At 65.5% G+C, this 24,783-nt stretch carries 23 protein-coding genes; 14 read left to right on the top strand and 9 right to left on the bottom strand.

Annotated features, from left to right (window positions below; translation table 11 throughout):
* Positions 1-8 precede the first annotated feature (8 nt).
* The 7 genes from V8324_RS08455 to V8324_RS08425 all read left to right on the top strand — a co-directional run bounded on the left by V8324_RS08455 (position 9) and on the right by V8324_RS08425 (position 6,675).
* Positions 9-1,307, top strand: a complete 1,299-nt coding sequence (locus V8324_RS08455) for a M24 family metallopeptidase (protein WP_336419496.1) — start codon at positions 9-11, stop codon at positions 1,305-1,307.
* A gap of 2 nt (positions 1,308-1,309) precedes the next feature.
* Positions 1,310-2,074, top strand: a complete 765-nt coding sequence (locus V8324_RS08450; protein WP_336419495.1) for an SDR family oxidoreductase — start codon at positions 1,310-1,312, stop codon at positions 2,072-2,074.
* 10 nt (positions 2,075-2,084) lie between these two features.
* A complete protein-coding gene (locus tag V8324_RS08445) occupies positions 2,085-2,828 on the top strand; it encodes an SDR family oxidoreductase (protein ID WP_336419494.1) in 744 nt (247 codons plus the stop codon).
* Positions 2,816-3,949, top strand: coding sequence for an alpha-hydroxy acid oxidase (locus V8324_RS08440; protein WP_336419493.1), 1,134 nt, complete (start codon positions 2,816-2,818; stop codon positions 3,947-3,949). The genes V8324_RS08445 and V8324_RS08440 overlap by 13 nt, the downstream gene beginning before the upstream one ends.
* Positions 3,950-4,073: 124 nt before the next feature.
* Positions 4,074-4,271: a hypothetical protein gene (locus V8324_RS08435; RefSeq protein WP_336419492.1), complete on the top strand. Its 198-nt coding sequence runs from the start codon at positions 4,074-4,076 to the stop codon at positions 4,269-4,271.
* Between the two features lie 324 nt (positions 4,272-4,595).
* The gene (locus tag V8324_RS08430) at positions 4,596-5,996 is read left to right on the top strand and encodes a selenium-binding protein SBP56-related protein (RefSeq protein ID WP_336419491.1); all 1,401 of its coding nucleotides are present in this window, start codon (positions 4,596-4,598) and stop codon (positions 5,994-5,996) included.
* A gap of 7 nt (positions 5,997-6,003) precedes the next feature.
* Positions 6,004-6,675: a hypothetical protein gene (locus V8324_RS08425; protein WP_336419490.1), complete on the top strand. Its 672-nt coding sequence runs from the start codon at positions 6,004-6,006 to the stop codon at positions 6,673-6,675.
* Positions 6,676-6,688: 13 nt separating this feature from the next.
* Here V8324_RS08425 and V8324_RS08420 read toward each other — a convergent pair whose 3' ends face one another.
* Entirely contained in the window at positions 6,689-7,609 is a 921-nt protein-coding gene (locus tag V8324_RS08420; protein ID WP_336419489.1) for a calcium/sodium antiporter, read from the bottom strand.
* 211 nt (positions 7,610-7,820) lie between these two features.
* Between V8324_RS08420 and V8324_RS08415 the strand changes: the two genes are divergently transcribed.
* Positions 7,821-8,405 (top strand): carboxymuconolactone decarboxylase family protein, encoded by a 585-nt coding sequence (locus tag V8324_RS08415; protein ID WP_336419488.1) that lies wholly within the window; start codon positions 7,821-7,823, stop codon positions 8,403-8,405.
* Between the two features lie 7 nt (positions 8,406-8,412).
* On the opposite strand, the gene V8324_RS08410 is transcribed toward V8324_RS08415, so the two are convergent.
* Positions 8,413-8,796, bottom strand: a complete 384-nt coding sequence (locus tag V8324_RS08410) for a metalloregulator ArsR/SmtB family transcription factor (protein WP_336419487.1) — start codon at positions 8,794-8,796, stop codon at positions 8,413-8,415.
* A gap of 268 nt (positions 8,797-9,064) precedes the next feature.
* Here V8324_RS08410 and V8324_RS08405 point away from each other — a divergent pair, with 268 nt between their 5' ends.
* Complete coding sequence (locus V8324_RS08405; RefSeq protein ID WP_336419486.1) at positions 9,065-9,697, top strand: ATP-dependent Clp protease proteolytic subunit; 633 nt, start codon at positions 9,065-9,067, stop codon at positions 9,695-9,697.
* A 148-nt stretch (positions 9,698-9,845) separates the two neighbouring features.
* Entirely contained in the window at positions 9,846-11,117 is a 1,272-nt protein-coding gene (gene clpX, locus V8324_RS08400) for an ATP-dependent Clp protease ATP-binding subunit ClpX (protein WP_336419485.1), read from the top strand.
* Positions 11,118-11,386: 269 nt separating this feature from the next.
* Here clpX and V8324_RS08395 read toward each other — a convergent pair whose 3' ends face one another.
* A complete protein-coding gene (locus V8324_RS08395) occupies positions 11,387-11,713 on the bottom strand; it encodes an SH3 domain-containing protein (RefSeq protein WP_336419484.1) in 327 nt (108 codons plus the stop codon).
* Between the two features lie 208 nt (positions 11,714-11,921).
* Positions 11,922-12,692, bottom strand: a complete 771-nt coding sequence (locus tag V8324_RS08390) for a sulfite exporter TauE/SafE family protein (RefSeq protein WP_336419483.1) — start codon at positions 12,690-12,692, stop codon at positions 11,922-11,924.
* A gap of 144 nt (positions 12,693-12,836) precedes the next feature.
* Here V8324_RS08390 and V8324_RS08385 point away from each other — a divergent pair, with 144 nt between their 5' ends.
* Both V8324_RS08385 and V8324_RS08380 read left to right on the top strand, forming a co-directional pair.
* A complete protein-coding gene (locus V8324_RS08385; RefSeq protein ID WP_336419482.1) occupies positions 12,837-14,522 on the top strand; it encodes an acyl-CoA dehydrogenase family protein in 1,686 nt (561 codons plus the stop codon).
* A gap of 210 nt (positions 14,523-14,732) precedes the next feature.
* Entirely contained in the window at positions 14,733-15,914 is a 1,182-nt protein-coding gene (locus V8324_RS08380; RefSeq protein ID WP_336419481.1) for an MFS transporter, read from the top strand.
* Positions 15,915-15,937: 23 nt separating this feature from the next.
* On the opposite strand, the gene V8324_RS08375 is transcribed toward V8324_RS08380, so the two are convergent.
* The 3 genes from V8324_RS08375 to V8324_RS08365 form a co-directional block, all read right to left on the bottom strand.
* Positions 15,938-16,636 carry a fumarylacetoacetate hydrolase family protein gene (locus tag V8324_RS08375; protein ID WP_336419480.1) on the bottom strand — a complete coding sequence of 233 codons (699 nt, stop codon included), beginning with the start codon at positions 16,634-16,636 and terminating at the stop codon, positions 15,938-15,940.
* 59 nt (positions 16,637-16,695) lie between these two features.
* Positions 16,696-17,448 carry an alpha/beta fold hydrolase gene (locus V8324_RS08370; protein ID WP_336419479.1) on the bottom strand — a complete coding sequence of 251 codons (753 nt, stop codon included), beginning with the start codon at positions 17,446-17,448 and terminating at the stop codon, positions 16,696-16,698.
* A gap of 75 nt (positions 17,449-17,523) precedes the next feature.
* Positions 17,524-17,769, bottom strand: a complete 246-nt coding sequence (locus V8324_RS08365) for a hypothetical protein (protein ID WP_336419478.1) — start codon at positions 17,767-17,769, stop codon at positions 17,524-17,526.
* Between the two features lie 244 nt (positions 17,770-18,013).
* Here V8324_RS08365 and thrS point away from each other — a divergent pair, with 244 nt between their 5' ends.
* A complete protein-coding gene (thrS, locus tag V8324_RS08360) occupies positions 18,014-19,960 on the top strand; it encodes a threonine--tRNA ligase (RefSeq protein ID WP_336419477.1) in 1,947 nt (648 codons plus the stop codon).
* A gap of 310 nt (positions 19,961-20,270) precedes the next feature.
* Here thrS and V8324_RS08355 read toward each other — a convergent pair whose 3' ends face one another.
* Positions 20,271-21,545: a DEAD/DEAH box helicase gene (locus V8324_RS08355; RefSeq protein ID WP_442970496.1), complete on the bottom strand. Its 1,275-nt coding sequence runs from the start codon at positions 21,543-21,545 to the stop codon at positions 20,271-20,273.
* 386 nt (positions 21,546-21,931) lie between these two features.
* Positions 21,932-22,897 carry a DUF3179 domain-containing protein gene (locus tag V8324_RS08350; protein WP_336419475.1) on the bottom strand — a complete coding sequence of 322 codons (966 nt, stop codon included), beginning with the start codon at positions 22,895-22,897 and terminating at the stop codon, positions 21,932-21,934.
* A 183-nt stretch (positions 22,898-23,080) separates the two neighbouring features.
* Between V8324_RS08350 and guaB the strand changes: the two genes are divergently transcribed.
* Positions 23,081-24,529 carry an IMP dehydrogenase gene (guaB, locus tag V8324_RS08345; RefSeq protein ID WP_336419474.1) on the top strand — a complete coding sequence of 483 codons (1,449 nt, stop codon included), beginning with the start codon at positions 23,081-23,083 and terminating at the stop codon, positions 24,527-24,529.
* Positions 24,530-24,783: the final 254 nt, after the last annotated feature.

Below are 24,783 nucleotides of genomic sequence, written 5' to 3'. Positions count from 1 at the left end.
TTATATCCATGTCACGAGCGCTCATGCCGAACCTGCTGACCCCGCAGGATCTTGAACCCAACTGGCAGTGGGAGGCCAAGCTGCCATCGCCAGGCCACATGTCCGTGGATTTCGAACGCCGCATCGATCACGACCGCCTGCGCCGCTACCGGCTGGCGCGCACGCGGCAATCCCTGCAGGAGTCGCAGGCGGGCTCGCTGCTGCTGTTCGACGTCAACAACATCCGCTACGTCAGTGCCACCAAGATCGGCGAGTGGGAGCGCGACAAGATGTGCCGCTTCTGCCTGCTGACCGGCGATGACAGCCCCTATGTGTGGGATTTCGGCTCGGCCGCGGTGCACCACCAGAAATATTCCGACTGGCTGGAGCCCAGCCATTGCCTGGCAGGCGTGGTCGGCATGCGCGGAACCATCCCGCCCGAGTTCGGCCTGATGCGCAAATATGCCAAGATGATCGCGGAAATGATAAAGGACGCGGGCATGGCCGACATGCCGGTCGGCGTGGATTACGCCGAAACGGCGATGTTCCATGCCCTTCAGGAAGAGGGCATCAACGTCATCGACGGGCAGCAGATCATGCTGGCGGCGCGCGAGATCAAGAACTGGGACGAGATCCAGCTTCTGACGCAGGCCGCAAGCATGGTCGACGGCGTCTATCACATGATCTACGAGGAACTTAAGCCCGGCGTGCGCGAGAACGATATCGTCGCGCTGTCCAACAAGATGCTCTACGAGATGGGCAGCGACGATGTCGAGGCGATCAACGCGATCTCCGGCGAGCGCTGCACACCGCACCCGCACAACTTCACCGACCGGCTCATCCGGCCGGGCGATCAGGCGTTCTTCGATATCCTGCAAAGCTACCAGGGCTACCGAACCTGCTACTACCGCACGTTCAACGTGGGCCGCGCCACACCGGCGCAGAATGACGCCTACGTGAAGGCCCGCGAATGGATCGACGCCTCGATCGAGCTGATCAGGCCCGGCGTGAGCACCGACACGGTGGCGAAGGTGTGGCCGACAGCCGAAAGCCTCGGCTTCCCGTCCGAGGATGCGGCCTTCGGCCTGCAATTCGGCCACGGTCTGGGTCTGGCGCTGCACGAGCGCCCGATCATCAGCCGCGCCGTAAGCCTCGACCACCCGATGGAGATCAAGACCGGCATGGTCTTTGCGCTAGAGACCTACTGCCCGGCCGCGGACGGATTCTCAGCCGCGCGGATCGAGGAAGAAGTGGTTGTGACCGAGAACGGCTGCGAGGTCATATCGCTCTTTCCCGCCGAAGACCTGCCTATCGCGAACCGGTACTGATCATGGACAATCCGTTTGATCTGACAGGTCGCAAGGCCCTGGTCACCGGCGGCGCGACCGGCATCGGCGAGGGCATTGCCCTCGGCCTTGCCGCCGCCGGGGCCGATGTGGCGCTGACGTACCGCAGCCACCAGCCCGAAGACACTCTTGCCAGGATCGAGGGCATGGGGCGCACGGGCGCGGCCGTGAAGGCTGATTTCACAGGCATGGATCAGGACGGTGCCGAGAAGGTCGTGCGCTTTGCCGCGGACGCGCTCGGCGGTCTGGATATCCTGGTCAACAATGCCGGGATCATCCACCGCGAAGACAGCATCGACATGGCCCTCGAGGACTGGCAGCGCGTGCTGTCGGTCAACCTCGACTCCGTCTGGCTGCTGTCTCAGGCGGCGGGCAAGCGCATGGTCGCGCAAGGCTCGGGCAGGATCATCATTGTGTCATCGGTGCTGGGCGCGCAGGGCGGGCTGCGCGTTCCGGCCTACGTCTCCAGCAAGCACGCTGTAATAGGCCTGACGAAAGCGCTGTGCAACGAATGGGCGCCGCACGGCGTCAACGTCAACAGCATCGCGCCCGGCTACACGGCGACCGACAACACGCAGGCGCTGCGGGACGATCCGGACCGCTCCAAGGCCCTGCTGGACCGCATCCCCGCGGGGCGCTTCGCAGACCCTTCGGAAATCGCCGGCGCCGCTGTCTTTCTGGCCTCAAACGCCGCCACCTATTGCCACGGAAGCGTGGTCACCGTCGATGGCGGCTGGCTCGCACGATGAAAGGGACATCATGGAACAGACACTTGCCGGAAAAACCGCGCTGGTCACGGCGGCGGCGAACGGGATCGGGCGCGCCAGTGCCGAGGCGATGGCCGCACGGGGCGCGCAGGTGATCGCCACCGATATCGACGGCGCGGCGGTCGAGGCGCTCGCGCAGGCAACGCCCAACATCACCGGTCACCAGCTCGACGTGCTGGATGGTGCTGCGGTCGAGGCGCTTGTCGCCTCCGTCTCGCCCGTACAGATCCTGCTGAACTGTGCCGGTTGGGTGCATGACGGCACGATCCTCGATTGCGACGAGACGGTCTGGGACCGGGCCTTTGATCTGAACGCCAAGGCGATCTTCCGCATTACCAAGGCGGTTCTGCCGGGCATGCTCGACGCCGGGACCGGGTCGGTGATCAACATCGCCTCGATCGTCTCCAGCGAAAAGGGCGCGCCGCGCCGCTTTGCCTACGGGTCCTCAAAAGCCGCCATCATCGGCATGACCAAGTCCATCGCCGCGGATTTCGTCAAGGACGGCATTCGCTGTAACGCGATCTGCCCCGGCACGGTCCAGAGCCCGTCGCTGAACGACCGTCTTGCCGCGACAGGCGACTTAGACAAAGCACTCGCCGCCTTCAAGGAGCGCCAGCCGATGGGGCGGCTGGGCCAGCCCGAAGAAATTGCGGAAATGGTCTGCTACCTTGCCGGTGACATGTCGGGGTTCACCACCGGTCAGGCCTTTGCCATAGATGGCGGATGGTCGATCTGATGGGGCTGGACCGTGCCGCCTCGATCGACGATCTGCGCCTGCGGGCCAGGCGGCGCATTCCCCGCTTTGCCTTCGACCTTGTCGATGGCGGGGCGGAAAGCGAGCGCAACATGCGCCGCAATATCGAAGCTTTTGAGGAGGTCGAACTGACGCCCCGCTACATGGTCGATGTCTCCGACATCGATATGCGGGCCACGCTGTTCGGTCAGACCTACGGTGCGCCATTCGGCATGGCGCCGATCGGTATGCTCAATGCCTTCTGGCCGGGTGCGGACCTGACGCTGGCAAAACTCTGCAAGCGTCGCAACATCCCCTATGTCGCGAGCTCTGCCGCCTCCACCACTTTGGAGGCCCTGGCGACGGCCGCAGACGGCAATGGCTGGTTCCAGCTCTATGTCTCGAGCGATGCAGACGTGACCGAAGGCCTGATCGCGCGCGCCGAGGCGGCGGGCTACACCACAATGCTGGTCACCGCCGATGTCCCGGCGGCTGGCAAGCGCGACCGCGACATCCGCAACCAGCTTGCCGTGCCGTTCAGGATCACGCCAGAGGTCGTCGCCGGGCTGATCGCCAATCCGCGCTGGTCACTGGAAACGCTGATCCATGGCAAGCCGAATATCGCCAATTACGCGGACCTTCTGCAAGGCGCGACATCCTACGCGGATGTCCAGAAAACCCTCATCACACCGGGCTTTACCTGGGAGGACCTGAAACGCCTGCGGGCGCGCTGGAAAGGCAAGCTTCTGGTCAAGGGCATCCTGCATCCGCAAGACGCCGCGCAATGCGCGGAACTGGGCTGTGACGGCATCGTCGTCTCCAACCATGGCGGCCGGCAGGTCGCCTTCGGCCCGGCCACCATCGACGCGCTGCCAGCGATTGCAGAGACCGTTGGAGGGCGCATGACGATCATCCTCGACAGCGGCATCCGCCGTGGCGCGGACATGTTTCGGGCCAAGGCACGCGGCGCGGATTTTACCTTTGCCGGTCGGGCATTGGCCTTTGGCGTCGGCGCCGGCGGCCAGCGCGGCGCCGAGCGCGCCTTCGATATCCTGCAACTGGAATTGATCCGCGCCTTGGGTCAACTCGGCGTTCCCTCTTTCGCGGCTGTCGGGTCATCTTGACCGCGCCCCGCCAACGGAAGCGACGGCCACAGGCAGCGTCGTGAAATCGGCAGGGCACGTGGGCCGCACGCAATCCGCGGTCAGCCGCGCGCTGTTCAGGTTGCACGAAGAGGCGTGTGACCGCTTGCTGGGGAACACCGGCGGCAAGATGCAGCCCGCCGCCGTGCGGGTCCAGATCGAAGGCATGCGCTTCAGTATGCTCCAGCCCGAACCGTGGCCCGCCTTTCGCGTGGACCTGCAGCGCGCCGTTCCTGGCGCGCAGGATCGCGGACAGCCAGCCCGGGCCCCGTTCCCCGCGCAAATCCATGTGAAGGTCAGTTGATCCGGCCCGACCGTCCGGCCTGGCAGCGTGGCGACGTTCGGCACGAGCCTCGCGTCTGAACCCTTCCGGTCACGAGACTCCGCGACCGCGCCCTGGTCGCGGAGCCCGATTTTTCTTGTTTTCCGAACATCGTTTATCATAGCGTGGATCACGGTAACGTGACACGTGACGGCGCGCCACGGACCGGGACGGCGACAGTCCGATGCAGCCGCGATTGGAGGATCGCGCGGTCGCATAACGGGGGCGAGCCGGGCAAAGCCGTCGGACTGGCCCGTCCGTTCAAGGCGCTTTCATTCAAGGCCCGTTCATTCAAGGGAGGACATCATGACCTTGCGACCCGATCCGACATTTCATGCCACCGCGCAGCTCGCCATGCGGGCGCCCGCGGAAAACTACGGCTTCACCGTCATGCTCAGCCCCGATGGCAGCCAGCCAGACGGGATCGCCGTCGTCAGCCTCGACCCGAACTCCGACAGCTACGGCACCATCGTTCACACGCTGATCATGCCCAACACGGGCGACGAGTTCCACCATTTCGGCTGGAACGCCTGCTCGGCCTCGCTGTCACCGCTGTCGGGGCACGCCTTTCTGGAACGGCGTTACCTGATCGTTCCGGGCATCCGGTCCTCGCGGATCTACGTGATCGACACCAAGGACCCGCTGGACCTGAAAATCCACAAGACCATCGAACCCGAGGAAGTCTTCGCCAAGACCGGCTATTCGCGCCCGCACACCATCCATTGCGGCCCCGAGGGGATCTATGTCTCGACCCTTGGCGGCGGCGGCAAGGACGGCACCGACGGGCCGCCGGGCATCTTCATCATGGATTGCGAGACCTTCGAGATCATCGGCCAGTACGAGATGGACCGCGGCCGCCAGGACAAGCATTACGATTTCTGGTGGAACCTGCCGCAGGATTACATGGTCAGCTCCGAGTGGGGCCTGCCGCCGCAATACGAGAACGGCCTCGTGGCCGAGGATCTGCTGTCCAACAAGTACGGGCATTCGATCCATTTCTGGGATCTGCGCCGGCGCAAGAACATCCAGACCATGGATTTCGGCGAGCAGTACCAGATGGCGCTGGAAATCCGGCCTGCCCATGACCCGAAGAAATCCTACGGCTTCTGCGGCGTGGTGGTCGACACCACGAACCTGCAGGGCGCGATCTTCACCTGGTGGCGCGGCGAGGACGGCACGTGGCAGTCGAAGAAGACCATCACCATCGACCCGCGCCCGGAAAAGCCCGAGAACCTGCCGCCGCTGCTAAAGGGGTTCGAGGCGGTGCCGCCGCTGGTGACGGACATCGATCTCAGCCTCGACGACAAGTACCTCTATGTCGCCTGCTGGGGCCTGGGCGAGATGCACCAGTACGACGTGACCGACCCGATGAACCCCAAGCTTGCCGGCAAGGTCGAGCTCGGCGGCATCGCGCGCGGCACCAGGCATCCCGGCGGCGGCGAGTTCGCCTTCGGCCCGCAGATGGTCGAGATCAGCCGCGACGGCAAGCGCGTCTACTGGACCAACTCGCTTTATTCCACATGGGACAGCCAGTTCTATCCCGACGACGAAGGCGGGCAGATGGTGATGGCGCATGTTGGCGAGGGGGGCGGGCTGACGCTCGACCCCGATTTCTACGTCGATTTCCCCAAGGGCTACCGCGCCCACCAGATCCGGCTTGAAGGGGGCGACTGCTCGACCGACAGTTTCTGCTATCCGAACGTCTGAGGTCTGAATGGGGCTCGACGCGGGCACGATGACGGCCCTTTGGGGGGCCGTCATCCTTTCGGGGCTCTATCATGGCGTCAATCCGGGCATGGGATGGCCGCTTGCGGTATCCGCCGGCTTGATGGACGGGCGGAGCCGCGCCTTGGTCAAGGCGCTCGGGGCGCTCGCGGCGGGCCATCTGCTGGCGATGCTGGCGATCCTGCTGCCGTTTTCCATGCTGACCGTGCTGCTCGACTGGCAGACAGAGATCCGCGTCGGCGCCGCCACGCTGGTAATCGCCGCGGGCGTCTACCTTCTGATCAATCGACGGCACCCGAGGATCCTCGCCCGCGTGCATCCGTCGAAGCTGATGCTGTGGTCGTTTCTCGCCGCGATGGCGCATGGGGCCGGGCTGATGCTGGTGCCGATCTATCTGGGGATCTGCGGCGTGGATGCGGGCGAGGCCGGCCATGCCGCCGCGCGCGACCTGATGGGGCGCAATATCGGCTCTGCCGTCGTGGTGGCCGCGGCGCATACTCTCGCCATGACGCTGGCCGGGGGCGTCATCGCCGCGGTGATCTATTTCTGGCTGGGGCTGAAGTTCCTGTCGCGCACGTGGTTCAACCTCGACCTCGTCTGGGCGCTCAGCCTGATCCTCGTCGGGCTGGCGGGGCTATACCTCGCGCTTTACGGCCACTGAGGCGGCGCGCGCCTCAGCCCTGCGCCGCCCAGATATAGGCCGCGTAGGCGACCAGCATCGTCACGCCGACGCCGCGCCCGATCACCGGGCGCATCACCAGCAGCACGGCCAGCAGCAGCGACACAGCGATCAGCACCGGCAGATCGAAACCCAGGAACCGCGGCGCCACAGGGATCGGCGTGATCATCGCCGTCAGGCCGAGGATGCCCAACACGTTGAAGATGCCCGATCCCAGGATATTGCCGATGGCGATCTCGGACTGGCGGCGCAGCGCGGCGATGAGCGAGGTCGCAAGCTCGGGCAGCGAGGTGCCGACGGCGACGATCGTGAGACCGATGAACGCCTCTGATATGCCGTAGCCGCGCGCGATCGCCACCGCTCCGTCCACGAGGAACCGCGCGCCCAGCATCAGCGCGACGAGACCGCCCAGTACCCACAGCGACGAGACCAGAACCGAGGACGGCGCGGGCACGCCCTCTTCCTCGAGCGCGACGATCCCCGGCCGCAGGTAGGCCCACACGAGGTAGGCCACCAGACCGGCCACCAGCAGCGCGCCCGACAGCCGTCCCACTTCCCTCATCGCGAAGATCGGCATCAGCACCAGCACCGCCGCCATCATCACGGCCGTGTCGCGGCGCAGCGTCGCGCCCATCACCTTGATCGGCCAGACCAGCGCCGACACGCCGATGATCAGCAGGATGTTGGCGATGTTCGACCCGACGATATTGCCGACCGCGATGTCCGGCACGCCGCGCCACGCCGCCTCGACAGAGACCAGAAGCTCGGGCGTCGAGGTGCCGAAGCCCACGACCGTCAGGCCGATCAACAAGGGCGGGATCGCCATGCGCCGGGCCAGGCCGACGCTGCCGCGCACCAGGAACTCGCCGCCTATGAAAAGCCCGATCAATCCGGCCAGCAGAAAGAGATAGTCCAAGTTTCCAAGTCCCTTGCAAGCGGGTCATCCGTCTCGCGTGCAGATGGCGCTTTCGTGCCACGACGTGCAAGGGGCGGCGCGAAATAAACCCCCCGGACCTGGCCGGGTCGCCCCGGGTCACGCCGGCTTCACGGTGAGGTGACCGATCCCGCGGTTACATCCGCGCAGCCGAGCGATTACGTTGCCGGTGGAACGAACACAGGAGGTTTCCATGTCTGCCGAATACAAGATCGACGCAACGCCGGTGACCGACGATCAGGCCGAGGGTCTCGCCAAGGAACTGCTTGACGAGGCGCGCGAGAAACTGGGCTTCGTGCCCAACATGTATCGCGCCATGGCCATCAACCCGGGGGTATTGTCGACCTATCTGCACGGCTACGAGCATTTCCGCACGCAGGACAACTTCACCCCGCCCGAGCAGGAGACCGTGCTGCTGACCATCTCGCTGGCCAATGGCTGCGACTATTGCACGGCGGCGCATTCGATGCTGGCGATCAACGTCTCGAAACTCTCTGCAGAGCACACGCAGACGCTGCGCGACGGCAAGCCGCTATCGGATCCCAAGCTCGAGGCGCTACGCAAGTTCACCCACCACATGTGGGAGACGCGCGGCCTGCCCACCAAGGCGGAGGCCGAGGCGTTCAAGGATGCGGGCTATACCGACCAGCACGTGCTGGAAATCATCCTGGCGCTCGCCGTCAAGACGGTGAGCAACTACGCCAACCACGTCAACCACACCGAGGTCGATGACGCCTTCGCGCCCTATGCCGTGGACAAGACCGTGAAGGCCGCCTGAGCCCGGATCAGCCTCGATCGTCGCCGTCGGCGTCCCGCGTGGCGCCGTCGGTGGCGTCGTCCGGGGCGCAGAACAACTCGTACACGACTTCGAGCACGCGGCGCGGCCGCTCGTCGGCAAGGCGGTAATAGATCGCCTTGCCCTCGCGTCGCGTCGTCACCAGCCCTTCAAGCCGCAGACGCGACAATTGCTGCGACACCGCGGCCTGCCGGGCCGATAGCAGTTCTTCCAGCTCGGTCACGGATTTCTCGCCCGACACCAGGTGGCACAGGATCATCAGCCGCCCCTCGTGGCTGATCGCCTTGAGGAAATTCGCCGCCGTGGTCGCGTTCTCGACCATGCGATCCATTTCTTCTTCTTTGATACTGTCGTCGAGGACCGGAAGGGGCATCGCGGGTGATCTCTCTGTGAACCTTGCACATCTCATAAGATGTTTCGTGCCGGGCTGCAAAGCAAGCCCCGCAATGGCGGTAAAAAAACACGCGAGCGGGGCGCGCAAGCGGGCGCGGCCGCCCGGTTGCGCGGCACAAATTGATGCGATGCCCTTGCAGGCCCTCGGACGCAACACTAAGACTCCGCAGCAACGCGCAGGTCGGCAAGTGCCGGCCGATCATGAAAACCGGACGCAACGCCCCGGGCAGCAAAGCAGGCAGGCCACGATGAATGATCCTATGGAAACCTACATGAACAACCTCGTGCCGATGGTCGTCGAGCAGACCAGCCGCGGCGAGCGGTCCTACGACATATTCTCGCGCCTGCTGAAGGAACGCATCATCTTCCTCAGCGGCCCGGTGCATGACGGCATGTCCAGCCTGATCATCGCCCAGCTTCTGCACCTCGAGGCCGAGAACCCGAAAAAAGATATCAGCATGTACATCAACAGCCCCGGCGGCGTGGTGTCGAGCGGATTGTCGATCTACGACACGATGCAGTATATCCGCCCCAATGTCAGCACGCTGGTCGTCGGACAGGCAGCGTCGATGGGCAGCCTTCTGCTCGCCGGCGGCGCGCCGGGCATGCGCTTTTCGCTGCCCAACAGCCGGATCATGGTGCACCAGCCCTCGGGCGGCTACCAGGGGCAGGCGACCGACATCATGATCCATGCCAAGGAAACCCAGAAGCTCAAGGACCGGCTCAACGAGATCTACGTCGCCCATACCGGCCAGACCATCGAGATCGTCGAAGAGGCGCTTGAGCGCGACAATTTCAAGTCGCCCGCTGAAGCCAAGGAGTGGGGCCTGATCGATGAAATCGTGAGCAATCGGACCAAGGGCGAGGACGAAGATAAATAACCGGTGACGGGCCCGCGCGACGGTCAGGCATTTTCGCATTGTGGTGTTCCCCTGCCTGACTTAAGCTGCGGAACTAGATGCAAGACAAAGGAAAGGCCCCGACCGGGCCGCACGGGCGAGCCGCGGCACAGGGTCTGAAAGGTACGTGATGGCGAACAATTCCGGCAGCGACAGCAAGAATACGCTCTATTGCAGTTTTTGCGGCAAGAGCCAGCACGAGGTGCGCAAGCTCATCGCCGGGCCGACAGTGTTCATCTGCGACGAATGCGTCGAGCTTTGCATGGACATCATCCGCGAAGAGACCAAGGGCTCCGGCATCAAGTCGAGCGAGGGGGTGCCGACGCCGCAGGACATCTGCAAGGTGCTTGATGATTACGTGATCGGCCAGGCGATCGCCAAGCGCGTGCTGTCGGTCGCGGTGCACAACCACTACAAGCGCCTCGACAATTCCGGCAAGAGCGATGTCGAACTCAGCAAGTCCAACATCCTGCTGATCGGTCCCACCGGTTGCGGCAAGACGCTGCTGGCGCAAACGCTGGCGCGGATCCTCGACGTGCCCTTCACCATGGCCGACGCCACCACCCTCACCGAGGCCGGCTATGTCGGCGAGGATGTCGAGAACATCATCCTGAAACTGCTGCAATCGTCGGAATACAATGTCGAGCGCGCGCAACGCGGCATCGTCTATATCGACGAGGTCGACAAGATCACCCGCAAGTCCGAGAATCCCTCGATAACCCGCGACGTCTCGGGCGAGGGCGTGCAGCAGGCGCTTCTGAAGCTGATGGAAGGTACCGTCGCCGCGGTCCCGCCGCAGGGCGGGCGCAAGCATCCGCAGCAGGAATTCCTGCAGGTCGACACCACCAACATCCTGTTCATCTGCGGCGGTGCCTTCGCCGGTCTCGACAAGGTGATCTCGCAGCGCGGCAAGGGCAGTTCGATGGGCTTCGGCGCCGATGTCCGCTCCGAGGACGAGCGCGGTGTCGGCGAGGTGCTGACCGATCTCGAACCCGAGGACCTGCTGAAATTCGGCCTGATCCCGGAATTCGTGGGGCGTCTGCCGGTGCTCGCGACCCTCGAGGATCTTGACGAGGATGCGCTGATCACCATCCTGACGCAGCCCAAGAACGCGCTGGTCAAGCAGTACCAGCGCCTGTTCGAGATCGAGGATGCCAGGCTGACCTTCACCGAGGATGCGCTGAAGGCGATCGCCAAGCGCGCCATCGCGCGCAAGACCGGCGCCCGCGGTCTGCGCTCGATCCTCGAGGATATCCTGCTCGACACGATGTTCGACCTGCCGGGGCTGGAAAACGTCGAAGAAGTCGTCGTCAACGAAGAGGCCGTGACCTCCGACGCGGCACCGCTGGTGATCTACGCGGAGTCCTCGTCGAAGAAGAAAGAGGGCACGCACGCCGGCTGACGTTGCGTGCGGGCGTCATTGGGCCGCAAACCTGCCGGGAATCACAATGGGTCCGTGCCGCGCACTGACGCATTCCATGCGATTAGAGCTTTGGAGACACAGACGTGTCGCGGGATGCGCGGCAGGGCTTTGCAATTGGTTGATAAATCGATGCAGTCGAGCCTGGACATAAGGGCCGGAAGTCCGAGACTTTTTCCTCAAGGGCAGTCAATCTGTCGGTCTGAACGAAGACGCTTCGGGGATCTCGGACAACTCCTCTTGCTGGTACGCTATCCTGCCCATCCCCCCAACCAGTTTCCGTGAACCCAGCCTTTACGGCGGGGATTGCCGTAATACACGCCCCACCATTTGCCTCTCTGGGCACATGGGCGAACGCCGTCACCATTGTGCAATTCGTCGATCTTGCGGTAATTCGTCCCCGGCCCCGAGCGAACGGCCAAGAAGCCATCTCCGTTCGGATCAAGCCCCTGAACCCTGGCTCCGAAACATCCAGCTGCCTGGTTATCCTCCACAATCTGGAAGTCCATATCCAGCTGTTGTGCTGAAAGTGAAGTGCAGGATAGCGTGAGTATCGTGGCGACAGCATACATTTTCATTCCAACATCCTCTCCTTCAAAAATGAAAGTATTCTACGCTTTCAGCCGGTCACCCTGCAACAACGTTGTTAGTCGGAGCCTGGTGGTAAGCCTACCATGACCATATCAAACGTTTGATTGACCTGATGCTGTGGTCGGCCCCTGCACGAGCGTAAGGCTCGCACCGGAAGGAATGCGTCAGCCGCGCACGGGCCCTTTCCCAAGCGCGTCACATCACCAGCCCGCGGCGGATCAGGTTCGCCCCGGCAATCAGCAGCACCCACAGCGTGGCGTTGCGAAACGCGGCCTGGTCAAGCCGGTCCTGCAACCAGAATCCCAGCCAGACCCCGGCCATCGCCGGCACCATCAGCCACAGCGACAGCGGCAGCGTCGCGGCGCGCAGCACGCCCGAGCCCAGATGCGACAACAGCAGCAACACGGAACCGAGCGCGAAGATCACCCCCTGCACGCGCATCTGCTCGCGCTTTTCGGTCTGGCGGGCGGTCAGCATCGCCACCGTGGGCGGGCCCCAGATGCCCGACACCCCGCCGAACAGACCGGCCAGCGCGCCCATCGCCGCCTCTCCCCGGCGCCCGCCCTTTGCGGCGACGTGGAGACCGCGCCCCAGCAGCGTGGCGACCGCGTAAAGCGTAATGGCGATGCCGAGGATCAGGAACATCATCGCCGGCGGCAGCACCGGCACAAGCTGCGCCGAGCCGGCCATCACCAGCGCACCGGTCACCAGGAACACCGCGTAGCGCCGCATCGAGGCGAGCGCGGCGCGCGGCCCCTCGCGCAACGCCTGCCAGGTATTGGTGGCAAGCGTCGGAAGGATCAGCCCCGCCAGCGCCAGATCGGGTGCCATTACCGCGCTCAGCCCCGCCATCAGCAGCATCGGCATCGCAAAGCCGACGACCCCCTTGACCACGCCCGCGCACAGCGCGAGCCCAGTGGCGAAGACCATCCCCCATTGCGAAACACCGTCGAAAATCATATCCATGGCGGATGGTTAGCACGGCCCCGGCCAAGCTGCATCGGAAAATGGCACGCAACTTTAGAACAAAAACCTGCGACATTTGGCATAATTGTTGTGCTGCACTTGCGAAATAGATAAAAGGGCCGAAACGGAGAAAGGATTCGAACGATGCATGACGGACAGGACATCGCCCAGACCCAGCCGGTCATCCTGCGCGACCTTTTGGCGCTGACCGCCGCGGCGCTGCAACCCGCCGAGACACTGCTGGCGAAGGCCAAGGAGTCGGTGGCCGAAATGGTGACGGTCGACGGGCGCGTCTCGGGCAGCGCCATCGAGGCGCACCAGACCGCCGCACACGGGCTGGCCTGGCTGGCAACCTATGTCGAATCCCTGCGCCAGATGCAGAACTGGGCGCGGAACCTTGACTTGCAAGAGCGTTTCGGCGAGCCCGAGCAGTTGATCCACCAGATCGCCTACGGCGAGTACCTCAACCAGATCGCCGGTGGCATCCAGATGAACCAGGGCGAGATCGTGCGCCTGCAGGACATGGGCCTTGCCGCCGACGACGCCGCGCTGACGATGACCGCGGCGGCGACGATGCTGATGCAGGCCGGCAACACTCAAGGAGCGCGAACCCGTCTGGTCGAGCTGATGCAGGAACGCTCGGCCGAGATCACCGTGGGCCATAGCGGCCTCGACGACGAGCTCGAGATGATCCGCGAGCAGTTCCGCCGCTTCGCCATCGACCGGATCAACCCCTACGCGCATGACTGGCATCTCAAGGACGAGCTCATCCCGATGGCGATCATCGACGAGCTGGCGGAAATGGGCGTGTTCGGTCTGACCATCCCCGAGGAATATGGCGGGCTCGGCATGTCGAAGGCGTCGATGTGCGTCGTCTCCGAGGAACTCAGCCGCGGCTATATCGGCGTGGGTTCGCTCGGCACCCGGTCCGAGATCGCCGCAGAACTGATCCTCGCCGGCGGCACAGAAGAGCAGAAACAGAAATGGCTGCCCGAGATCGCCAGCGCCGAGACCCTGCCGACGGCGGTCTTCACCGAACCCAATACCGGCTCGGATCTCGGCAGCCTGCGCACCCGCGCGGTCAAGGACGAGAACGGCGACTGGAAGGTGACCGGCAACAAGACCTGGATCACCCACGCGATGCGCACCCGGGTGATGACGCTGCTGGCGCGCACCGTGCCCGACACCACCGATCACCGCGGCCTGTCGATGTTCCTCGCCGAGAAGACGCCGGGCACCGCCGACAACCCCTTCCCCACCGAGGGCATGACCGGCGGCGAGATCGAGGTGCTGGGCTATCGCGGCATGCAAGAACACGAGCTTGCCTTCGACAATTTCCACGTCAAGGGTGAGAACCTGCTGGGCGGGGAAGAGGGCAAGGGTTTCAAGCAGCTCATGGAGACGTTCGAGAGCGCCCGCATCCAGACCGCGGCGCGCGCCGTGGGCGTCGCGCAATCCGCGCTCGACGTGGCCATGAAATACGCGCAGGACCGCAAGCAGTTCGGCAAGCCGCTGATCGCCTTCCCGAGGGTCAGCGGCAAGCTGGCGATGATGGCGGTCGAGATCATGATCGCCCGGCAACTGACCTATTTCTCGGCCTGGGAAAAGGACAATGGCCGCCGCTGCGATCTCGAGGCCGGGATGGCCAAGCTACTGGGCGCGCGCGTGGCGTGGGCCGCGGCCGATAACGGCGTGCAGATCCATGGCGGTAACGGCTTTGCGCTGGAATATTCCATCAGCCGCATCCTGTGCGACGCGCGCATCCTCAACATCTTCGAAGGCGCGGCCGAGATCCAAGCACAGGTCGTCGCCCGCCGGCTGCTCGGCTAGGGCGCGCTCCCCGGGCGGAATTGCATCGCCCCGGAAGTGCCACGGACAACAAGACGCGGCCCGGTGACATCGCCGGGCCGCGTTTTTTATCGGGCACATGCAAGGCCGGGACAGCAGACCGCGGCCAGGCGGCGTTGAAACAGCGAAAGCTCGGACCAATGTCGCAGGGAATGCGCTCGATCCGACCGCCGACCCCGACAGAGGTGTGCCATGGCATCATTCTGGAAACTCTCCGCCGCGGGCTTTGCCGCCACCGCGATCACCTACGGGCCGGCGCGCATGGGGTTCGGGCTGTTCCTGTCGCAGTTCCGGGATGATTTCGCGCTCTCGACTGAGGTCGCGGGCCTGATTTCCAGCCTCGGGTTCTTCGGCATGCTGGTCGGGCTGGTGGCCGCTTATGCGACGCTGGCGCTCGCCGGGCCGCGCCCGCCGGTCCTGCTGGGGCTGGGGCTGGCCACATCCGGGACCGCGCTGGTCTCGGGCGCCACCACCGTGCCGGTGCTGACGCTCGGCATCGTGCTGGCAATGACCAGCGCGGGCTTCGCATGGACCCCCTTCAACAGCATCGTCAGCCGCCGCCTGCTTGACGAGACGCGCCCCTCGGCTCTGGCGATCATCAGTACCGGCACCAGCCTCGGGATCGCGGCCGCCGGGGCCACCGCCATCGCCGTCAGCCTGATCGGTCTGCCATGGCGCATCGCCTGGGGCGCATTCGGGGTGGCCAGCGCGCTGGCGCTTCTGGCCAATGTCGTGGCGTTGCGCGAGCCGTCCGGCCCGCTCGGCGCCAGCACCCCGCAGGAGCCGTGGGGCACCTTGCTGCACCCCGCAGCCATGCCGCTTTACGCGATCGCGCTGTCATTCGGGATCACCACCGCAATCTACCTGTCGTTTGCCGCGGACCGAATCGCGCAGGCGGGCGGCGTGCCCGGAATGCCAGCAGCCAGCGCCCCGGCGATCATGTTCGTCTGCTACGGGATCTTCGGGCTGCTCGGGCTCGCGACCGGACGCCTGAAGGGAATCGTCGGCCTCTCGGCGCTCCTGCGGCTGTTGCTGCTCGGCTCGGCCCTGTCGCTGAGCCTCGTGGCGTTGGTGCCGACCTCGTGGCCCGGGCTGGTGCTGTCGGCGGGGATGCAGGGGGTCTTCGTCATGATGATGAGCGCGATCCTCGCCTTTTGGTCAGAGCGCCTCTTTCCGCAGATGCCCGCGCGCAGCTTCACCGCCGCGCTGATCGCGGTGGCCATCGGCAGCGTGCTGGGCCCGGGGATCGCCGGCACAGTCTCGGACCGCTGGGGCGGCGACGTGATGTTCCTGACCACCGCCGCGCTGTCGCTGACCACGCTGCCGGTGATCCTGCCGCGCTTCGTCAAGGAGCGCCCCGGCCCCGCCTCCTAGCGGTGCACCCCGTCACGCCGGCGTCACTCCGGCGAGGTCACGGTCAGGTGCAGCGGGGTCAGCCCTTCGATCTCGCCCAGCAAGACGTTGCCGGGCGCGACCGGCCCGACCCCCGCCGGGGTGCCGGTATAGATGAGGTCGCCAGCCGCCAGATGGTAATAGCGCGAGAGGTCGGCAATCATTTCGGGCACCGACCAGATCATGTCCGACAGATGCGCGTCCTGACGAAGCACGCCGTCCACCGACAACCGGATCGCCTGGTCGCCGAGGTCGCCGAACTGCTCCTTCCGGGTGATCTCGGCGATGATCGCCGAGGCCTCGAAATCCTTGCCCAGGTCCCACGGCCGGCGCTTGTCCTTGGCCGCGGCCTGCAGATCGCGCCGGGTCAGGTCGATACCGCAGGCATAGCCCAGCACCGCGCGCATCGCTTGCGCCTCGGTCACGCGGAAGGCATCGGCGCCAAGGGCCACGACCAGCTCCATCTCGTAATGACAGTCCTTGGTGCCCGGCGGATAGGCGATATCGGCGCCGCTTGGGCAGATCGCCTGCGCCGACTTGGTGAAATAGAACGGTGCCTCGCGGTCCACCTCGTTGCCCATCTCGGCGGCATGGGCGGCGTAGTTGCGCCCGACGCAGAAGATGCGCCGCACGGGGTATCCCGCGCGCTCGCCCGCGACGGGGACCTGCGGCGCGGACGGGACGATGAAAAGCGGGTCGGTCATGGGGCGGCTCCGGGTTGGCGGTCAGGTTGCGCTAGGTCTGCGCCGCGCGGCCGCGAAGGTCAAGACAGGGCGCGCGTCGTAACATCCGCGATCGCCGTGCCGATCAGATCGAGGCAGTCGGGATCCGAGAACCTGTGATCCGCGCCCTTGACCAGCAGCAGCCGCATGTCCGGACCAGTTGCATGATCCAGCAGCGCAAGAGCCACCGACTGCGCAACATCCGCATCATCGGTGCCCTGCAGGAGGCGCACCGGGAACGGCAGATCGAGGGGCGCGCGCAGGACAAGATGATCGCGCCCGTCCTCGATCAGGCGGCGGGTGATCGTGTACGGCTCGCCATAATCCGACGGCAGATCCACCTGCCCTTCGGACATGAGCGTCTCACGCTGGTCCGCATCGAGGCCGGCCCAGATCGAATCCTCGGTGAAATCCGGTGCGGCGGCGACGGTGACCAGACCCGCCACCCGGTCCGGCATCGCCCGCGCCAGCAACAGCGCGATCCAGCCGCCCATCGAGGACCCGACGAGGATCTGCGGCCCGGTCGTGACTGCGTCGATCACCGCGCGGGCATCCGCGGCCCAGCCGCCGATCGTCCCGTCGGTGAAAGCGCCCGACGACTGCCCGTGCCCCGAGTAATCGAACCGCAGGAACGCCCGGCCCGCATCGCGCGCCCAGTCTTCGAGCCAGAGCGCCTTGGTGCCCTCCATGTCGGACTTGAACCCGCCCAGGAACACCAAGCCCGGCCCGGTTCCAGGGCTGTCGTTGTAGGCAATCCTGCGGCCTTCAGGTGTGGTCAGGTAGGATGACGGCATGCGACCCCCGTTGCATGGTTTCGCACGATCATGCCCAAGCCATCGCCGCGGCGCAAACGGGTTCTGTCGCGCGCCTCAGCCGCCGATATAGGCGCCGCGGCGCGGGCGGTAGAACACCTTCTGGTTGTGCAGCCGACCCAGAAGATCGTGGATGTGGCGCAGCGTCTTGTCGGCCTCCGCCGCGTCTTCGGCCACCGACGGAGAAGCCGCACCGGGCTTGACCACGCGCTCCGAAAGATTGGCGCGCTGCTGTTGCAGCGCCGCCTCGATCAGGTCGATATCCGACACCGACAGATGGAAGTTGGAGTTGTAGCCCGGCATGGTGCAGTCCCCCTTGCTGAATTGATGTGCGGTTCCGCGCGCAAGCCCGTCGCGCGCCCTGAACGACGGTATAGCCTTCATTCGCGACGGATCCAACGGTTTTTCTTTCGGTGTCAGCGGGTTATTTCCATACCGTCGTATACCGCCCCAGGCCCTCTTGACGCGGTGTTCCGCCGCGGGCATTAGGCGGTCTCACCCGCAACCGGGCGTTTCGTAGGCGCCGAACCGACGAGGAGCCGGACCCATGACCGACATCTCCCTGACATTTCCCGATGGCAATGCCCGCAGCTACCCCGCCGGAGTGACCCCGGCCGAGGTCGCCGCGGACATCTCCGGCTCGCTGGCGAAAAAGGCGATCTCGGCGCATGTCGACGGCCGGCACTGGGATCTTCAATGGCCTGTGTCGCACGATGCCGCCATCGCGATCAACACCATGAAGGACGAGGCCCCCGCGCTCGAGCTGATCCGGCACGATCTCGCGCATATCATGGCTCGCGCGGTGCAGGAAATCTGGCCCGAAGTGAAGGTCACCATCGGCCCGGTGATCCAGAACGGCTGGTATTACGATTTCGACCGGGCAGAGCCCTTCACCCCGGAGGATCTCGGCCGGATCGAGGCGAAGATGAAGGAAATCATCGCCGCCCGCGATCCGGTCACGACGGAGGTCTGGGACCGTCCCCGGGCCATCGCTCATTACGAGGCGCAGGGCGAGCCGTTCAAGGTCGAACTGATCGATGCGATCCCCGGCGACGAGCCGCTACGCATGTATTGGCACGGGCATTGGCAGGATCTGTGCCGCGGCCCGCACCTGCAGCATACCGGACAGGTCCCCGCCGACGCCTTCAAGCTGATGAGCGTGGCGGGCGCCTACTGGCGCGGGGATTCCAGCCGCCCGATGCTGCAACGCATCTACGGCGTCGCCTTCCAGAACCGCGACAAGCTCAAGGCCTATCTCAACTTTCTCGAAGAGGCCGAGCGCCGCGATCACCGCAAGCTGGGGCGCGAGATGGATCTCTTTCACATGCAGGAAGAGGCCCCCGGCCAGATCTTCTGGCACCCCAATGGCTGGAGCATCTACACCACGCTTCAGGACTACATGCGCCGCCAGCAGAGCCGCGGCGGCTATGTCGAGGTGAACACGCCGCAGGTCGTCGACCGCAAGCTGTGGGAGGCGTCGGGACACTGGGACAAGTACCAGGATCACATGTTCATCGTCGAGGTCGACGAGGAACACGCCCGCGAAAAGGCCGTCAACGCACTCAAGCCGATGAACTGCCCCTGCCACGTGCAGATCTTCAACCAGGGCCTGAAATCCTATCGCGACCTGCCGCTGCGCATGGCCGAATTCGGGTCGTGTGCACGGTACGAGCCATCGGGCGCGCTGCACGGCATCATGCGGGTGCGCGGCTTCGTGCAGGACGACGGGCACATCTTCTGCAGCGAGGATCAGATCGAGGCAGAGACCGCACGCTTCATCGAATTCCTCTCGCGGATCTACGCCGATCTCGGCTTCCACGACTGGACGATCAAGCTGTCGACACGCCCTGAGAAACGCATCGGCAGCGACGAAAGCTGGGATTTCGTGGAAAAGGCGCTTGGCGATGCGTGCCGGGCGGCAGGCTACGCCTACGAGTTACTCGAGGGCGAGGGGGCATTCTACGGGCCAAAGCTGGAATTCACCCTGACCGACGCCATCGGGCGCGACTGGCAATGCGGCACGCTGCAGGTGGATTCGAACCTGCCGGAACGGCTCGACGCCACCTATATCGGGCAGGACGGGGCCAAGCACCGGCCCTACATGCTGCACCGTGCGACGCTTGGCAGCTTCGAGCGGTTCATCGGCATCCTGATCGAGGAACATGCGGGCCGTCTGCCCTTCTGGCTGGCGCCGCGGCAGGTTGTCGTCGCCTCAATCATCTCCGAGGCCGATAGTTATGTGCAGGAGGTCGTCGCGCGGCTGACCGCCCTCGGCATCCGCGCCGAGGCCGATACCCGCAACGAAAAGATCAACTACAAGGTGCGCGAGCATTCCGTCGGCAAGGTGCCGGTGATCCTCGCCTGCGGCCCGCGCGAGGTCGCGGAACGCACGCTGTCGGTCCGCCGCCTGGGCGAGAAACAGACGCAGGTCCGCGGTCTCGACGAGATGGCGCAGGAACTGGCAACCGAAGCGACCCCGCCGGATCAGCGCTAGGCGATCCGGCGGGACCGCCCGGAGCGGACGGCGAACAGCACCGCCACCGCATCCCCGCGAGCAGGCGATCCAACGCGTGTTCAGCGCGCTTTATCCCGGCAATCCCGCAAATACCCAAATCGCTGCGGCGCGTCACGCCGCGTAACGCGCCCCGGTTGCAGCCTGAACGGCGCTCAGGCCGCACGCCCAGATGGTCAGGCCGCGTTGGCGCGCGCGCCACCGCCGCCGCGCCGCCGCCGACCGCCGGCCTTGCCCTGCGGCTTGCCGGCCNTTGCAGCCTGAACGGCGCTCAGGCCGCACGCCCAGATGGTCAGGCCGCGTTGGCGCGCGCGCCACCGCCGCCGCGCCGCCGCCGACCGCCGGCCTTGCCCTGCGGCTTGCCGGCCCCGCCGCCGCCACCGCCAAAGCCGCCGCCACGCCGGCGCGGCCCGCCCGACCCGGCGGGTTTCTTGGCCGCAGGATCGGGCAGCACTTCCCACGGACGCCCCGAGGCCACGGGGATGGTCATCCCCAGGATTTTCTGGATGTCCTTGAACTCGCCCATCTCCTCGGGTGCGCAGAACGCGATGGCGGCCCCGTCACGCCCGGCCCGCGCGGTGCGGCCGATCCGGTGGACGTAATTGTCGGCCACGTTGGGCAGCTCGAAATTGTAGACATGCTTCACGTCCGGGATGTCGAGGCCGCGGGCCGCCACATCCGTGGCCACCAGCACCTTGACCCGCCCGTCGCGGAACGCCTGAAGCGCACGCTCGCGTTGGCCCTGGCTCTTGTTGCCGTGGATCGCGGCGACCGCGAACCCGGCCTGTTCCAGCTTGCGCGCCAGCTTGTCGGAGCCGTGCTTGGTACGGCCGAAGACCAGCGCCAGCTCGTCCTTGTGCTTGGCTAGACACTCGATCAGCAGGTCGGGCTTGGCGGCCTTGGCCACGAAATGCACCTCTTGGGTGACCTTGTCGGCGGCCTTGCCCGGCGGGCTGACAGCGACGCGCCTCGGGTTCTTGAGGTACGACCCGGCGATCTCTTCCATCTGCTTGGGCATGGTGGCCGAGAACAGCATCGTCTGGCGCTCGGGCGCGACCAGCCCGGCGATCCGCCGCAGCGCGTGGATGAAGCCGAGGTCGAGCATCTGGTCGGCCTCGTCCAGCACGAGGAACTTCGCGGCATCCAGACGCACCGCGCGCCGGTCGATCAGGTCGAGAAGCCGTCCCGGTGTCGCCACGAGGATATCGGTGCCGCGCTCAAGCCGCTTGATCTGCGGATTGATCGAGGCGCCGCCGACCACGAGGTTGATCTTTATGGGGCTGTCCTTGACCAGCGGCAGCAGCGCGTCGCGGATCTGGGCGGCCAGTTCGCGCGTCGGCGCGAGGATCAGGCTGCGCACCGATTTCGGCACGGGCTGACCCGGTTCCTCCATCAGCGCGGTCAGCAGCGGCAGCCCGAACGCCATAGTCTTGCCGGTGCCGGTCTGCGCCAGCCCCATCACGTCATGGCCGTTGAGGGCATGCGGGATGGCATGGGTCTGGATCGGCGTCGGCTCGGTGATGCCGGTCTGGCCAAGCTTGCGGGTCAGCGTGTGGGGCAGGCCCATTTCGTCGAAGAGGTTCAAATCGTATCCTTTCGGGGCGCGCCGGTCTGGGCCGCACCCTGTCGTCGAGGTTGCACCCGCGCGCATGAAAGGGACCGCATGCCCCGTGCACCGCAAAACAGGTGTCTGGCCCCACGCGTGATTTCGGGAACATATCCGCGACATTTCATAAGGAACGCCCCGGTGTGCGGGGACCGTGCTGCTCACGCGGCAGGAAACGTCGGTTGATCGTCGTATGACCGCGCAGACGGCAAAAGTCAAGCGCGGGGAAGCGTACGTCATTGCCTTCAAAGACGCGGGATCTCCTCATGGGACCCGACATTGTACTCCACGGGCCTGACGAGAGATCCTCGGGTCGAGCCCGTGGGTGACGCGGACGGTGCCGCGTCCTAGCGCACCATCCAGGTGCCGTCCGGCCAGAAGGCGTGAAAGGCGAAAGCGAACATCACGTCATGCGGCACGTCGCGCCCCTGCACGTCGCGCACTCGCACCATGCCCACGTCGCGCCCCTTTTCGATGATGCCGGCATCCAGCGCCGAAGCCTGCCCCGGCTGCCAAGAAATCGACACACCGGCTTCGCGAACGCCGCCCGCGTCGCGGATACGGGCCAGCGGCCACGCCCGGTCGCCGACGCGCACCACGCGCGCCAGCGGCGGAATGCCGTGCGGCGGGTCCTCGCCGCGATAGAGAAACGGCTGACGCGAGCTGTCATATCCGGCATAGGGGTTGCGCTCGTAGGCACGGTCATGATCGGGCTCTGCCATCACCAGACCTTGCGGGTTGCGCGACCGGAACTGATCCCAGCTTTCCATCCAGCTTGGCAGTGATCGAAGCTCGACCCCGGTCATCTCGCCGACGATGCCCTGCCCGATCGCCTGCTGCCACCAGTTCTGGGTTTGCCGGTCATACATGATCATGTCGGAATGACGTAGCTTGCCCGACACGCCGAAGCTCAGCACCCGGCCCTTGACCCGCCGGTCGAACGTCATGCCGGAATTGCACATCGGGCAGAAGGTGACGGCGACGGGCACGCCGCCGATCCGGTCGTTCACGATCTCGTGCCATGTCATGTAGCGGATCGGATAGGCACGCGGCGTCCGGCCATCGATCTCGACGGTGATGACCGGCTCGCGTCCGCCGATGCGGCGCTCGTCCCCGGCGCGCAGGAAGCCTGGGGCGCCGATGGCGGGGATGCCGTCCTTGGGCGGCCCGCACGAGATGATCTCGGACCAATCATGGATGCTGGTGCGCGCGAAATTCGTCTCGGGCCATTCAGGGCGCCACCGCGCCGGGTCGGCCTGCGCCAGCCCGGCGATCAGGACGCCCGCGGCGAGAAGGCTGAACACTCTGGTCATCGCGGCACCTCGCATCTTCCTGCATCCACCCCGCATCCTGCCGCCCGCACCCGCGTCGCGCCAGAGGCGCGCATGCAGACGTGACGGCGTGTCATCGCGCTGCACCCGCCCAGAAGGGCCTTTCACCGGGGCGCCATCCGTGCAATAGGGACATGCCAAACGAGAGATCCATGGAGAACCGGAATGGAGATTCGCGAGGCGCTCACCTTTGATGATGTTTTGCTGGTACCCGCGGCATCGGACGTGCTGCCCAGCAGCGCCGATACCCGGACGTGGGTCACCAGGTCCATCGCCCTCAACATCCCGTTGCTGTCCTCGGCGATGGACACCGTGACCGAATCGGACATGGCCATCAGCATGGCCCAATCGGGCGGCATCGGGGTGGTCCACCGCAATCTCACCATGGCTCAGCAGGCCAGCGAGGTGCGCCGCGTCAAGCGCTTCGAATCGGGCATCGTCTACAATCCCATCACCCTGCGCGCCGATCAGACGCTTGCCGATGCCAAGGCCCTGCAGGCGCGCTATCGCGTCACCGGCTTTCCGGTGATCGACGAGGCCGGCCGCGTCGTCGGCATCGTCACCAATCGCGACATGCGCTTTGCCGAGGATGACGCGACGCCGGTGCGCGTGATGATGACCTCCGACCGCCTTGCGGTGCTGCGCGAACCCGCCGACCGTGACGAGGCCAAGAGCCTGATGAAGGCGCGCCGCATCGAGAAGCTGCTGGTCACCGACGCCGACGGCAAGCTGACCGGGCTGCTGACGCTGAAGGACACCGAACAGGCGGTGCTGAACCCCACGTCCTGCAAGGACGATCTGGGGCGCTTGCGCGTCGCCGCGGCCTCGACCGTGGGCGATGCCGGGTTCGAGCGCAGCCAGGCGCTGGTCGAGGCGGGCGTGGACATGATCGTGATCGACACCGCGCATGGCCATTCCGACGGCGTGGCCCGGGCCGTGGAGCGCCTCAAGGCACTGTCCAACGACGTGCAGATCGTCGCCGGCAACGTCGCCACCGCCGAGGCCACGCGCGCGCTGATCGACGCGGGCGCCGACGCGGTCAAGGTGGGTATCGGGCCGGGCAGCATCTGCACGACGCGGATGGTCGCCGGGGTCGGCATGCCGCAGATGACGGCTGTGATGGAATGCGCCGGGGCCGCTGGCGACGTGCCGGTGATCGCCGATGGCGGCATCAAGTTCTCGGGCGATTTCGCCAAGGCGATCGCTGCGGGCGCCTCCTGCGCGATGGTCGGCTCGATGCTGGCCGGGACGGACGAAGCGCCAGGCGAGGTGATCCTCTACCAGGGCCGGTCGTTCAAGTCCTATCGCGGCATGGGCAGCCTCGGGGCGATGGCGCGCGGCTCTGCCGACCGGTATTTCCAGGCGGATGCGGCCAGCGACAAGCTGGTCCCCGAGGGCGTCGAGGGCCAGGTGCCCTACAAGGGCGCGTCGAGCACGGTGATCCACCAGCTCGTCGGAGGACTGCGCGCTGCCATGGGCTATACCGGCTGCGCCACCGTCGACGAGATGCGCCGCAACTGCCAGTTCGTGCGGATCACCGGAGCAGGCCTCAAGGAAGGCCACGTGCACGACGTGCAGATCACCCGGGAAAGTCCTAACTACCGCGTTGGATAACGAAGCGTTAGGCAATAACGAAATATACATCCTGCTCCTAAATGGCAGGAACGTACGAAGAACTGCCCGCCCCTAACAGGCTGCTTCTGTGGTTGCCGCCCGTAGTGCAAGAAGTTTTTGACCCTATTGGCATGTGGTCGAGTGCGAACTTCTGTGAAGCCTTGTCTTATCAATTTCGCGGGTTCCCGGAGTAGACGGGAGGCACTGCCGGCCACGCCATTTATGGCGGGCAGTGGCGGCGGTTGGATCGAGGA

The organism is Roseovarius sp. D22-M7, assembly GCF_037083785.1.
GTDB lineage: Bacteria > Pseudomonadota > Alphaproteobacteria > Rhodobacterales > Rhodobacteraceae > Roseovarius.
Note: the sequence above shows the minus strand (reverse complement) of the source record. Positions and strands in the feature narration are given on the sequence as shown.

Bases quoted from the DNA above. Each gene is read 5' to 3' on its own strand.
- V8324_RS08455 (WP_336419496.1), top strand. From the start codon at position 9: ATGTCACGAGCGCTCATGCCGAACCTGCTGACCCCGCAGGATCTTGAA.
- V8324_RS08450 (WP_336419495.1), top strand. From the start codon at position 1,310: ATGGACAATCCGTTTGATCTGACAGGTCGCAAGGCCCTGGTCACCGGC.
- V8324_RS08445 (WP_336419494.1), top strand. From the start codon at position 2,085: ATGGAACAGACACTTGCCGGAAAAACCGCGCTGGTCACGGCGGCGGCG.
- V8324_RS08440 (WP_336419493.1), top strand. From the start codon at position 2,816: ATGGTCGATCTGATGGGGCTGGACCGTGCCGCCTCGATCGACGATCTG.
- V8324_RS08430 (WP_336419491.1), top strand. From the start codon at position 4,596: ATGACCTTGCGACCCGATCCGACATTTCATGCCACCGCGCAGCTCGCC.
- V8324_RS08425 (WP_336419490.1), top strand. From the start codon at position 6,004: ATGGGGCTCGACGCGGGCACGATGACGGCCCTTTGGGGGGCCGTCATC.
- V8324_RS08415 (WP_336419488.1), top strand. From the start codon at position 7,821: ATGTCTGCCGAATACAAGATCGACGCAACGCCGGTGACCGACGATCAG.
- V8324_RS08410 (WP_336419487.1), bottom strand. From the start codon at position 8,796: ATGCCCCTTCCGGTCCTCGACGACAGTATCAAAGAAGAAGAAATGGAT.
- V8324_RS08405 (WP_336419486.1), top strand. From the start codon at position 9,065: ATGAATGATCCTATGGAAACCTACATGAACAACCTCGTGCCGATGGTC.
- clpX (WP_336419485.1), top strand. From the start codon at position 9,846: ATGGCGAACAATTCCGGCAGCGACAGCAAGAATACGCTCTATTGCAGT.
- V8324_RS08395 (WP_336419484.1), bottom strand. From the start codon at position 11,713: ATGAAAATGTATGCTGTCGCCACGATACTCACGCTATCCTGCACTTCA.
- V8324_RS08390 (WP_336419483.1), bottom strand. From the start codon at position 12,692: ATGGATATGATTTTCGACGGTGTTTCGCAATGGGGGATGGTCTTCGCC.
- V8324_RS08385 (WP_336419482.1), top strand. From the start codon at position 12,837: ATGCATGACGGACAGGACATCGCCCAGACCCAGCCGGTCATCCTGCGC.
- V8324_RS08380 (WP_336419481.1), top strand. From the start codon at position 14,733: ATGGCATCATTCTGGAAACTCTCCGCCGCGGGCTTTGCCGCCACCGCG.
- V8324_RS08375 (WP_336419480.1), bottom strand. From the start codon at position 16,636: ATGACCGACCCGCTTTTCATCGTCCCGTCCGCGCCGCAGGTCCCCGTC.
- V8324_RS08370 (WP_336419479.1), bottom strand. From the start codon at position 17,448: ATGCCGTCATCCTACCTGACCACACCTGAAGGCCGCAGGATTGCCTAC.
- V8324_RS08365 (WP_336419478.1), bottom strand. From the start codon at position 17,769: ATGCCGGGCTACAACTCCAACTTCCATCTGTCGGTGTCGGATATCGAC.
- thrS (WP_336419477.1), top strand. From the start codon at position 18,014: ATGACCGACATCTCCCTGACATTTCCCGATGGCAATGCCCGCAGCTAC.
- V8324_RS08355 (WP_442970496.1), bottom strand. From the start codon at position 21,545: ATGGGCCTGCCCCACACGCTGACCCGCAAGCTTGGCCAGACCGGCATC.
- V8324_RS08350 (WP_336419475.1), bottom strand. From the start codon at position 22,897: ATGACCAGAGTGTTCAGCCTTCTCGCCGCGGGCGTCCTGATCGCCGGG.
- guaB (WP_336419474.1), top strand. From the start codon at position 23,081: ATGGAGATTCGCGAGGCGCTCACCTTTGATGATGTTTTGCTGGTACCC.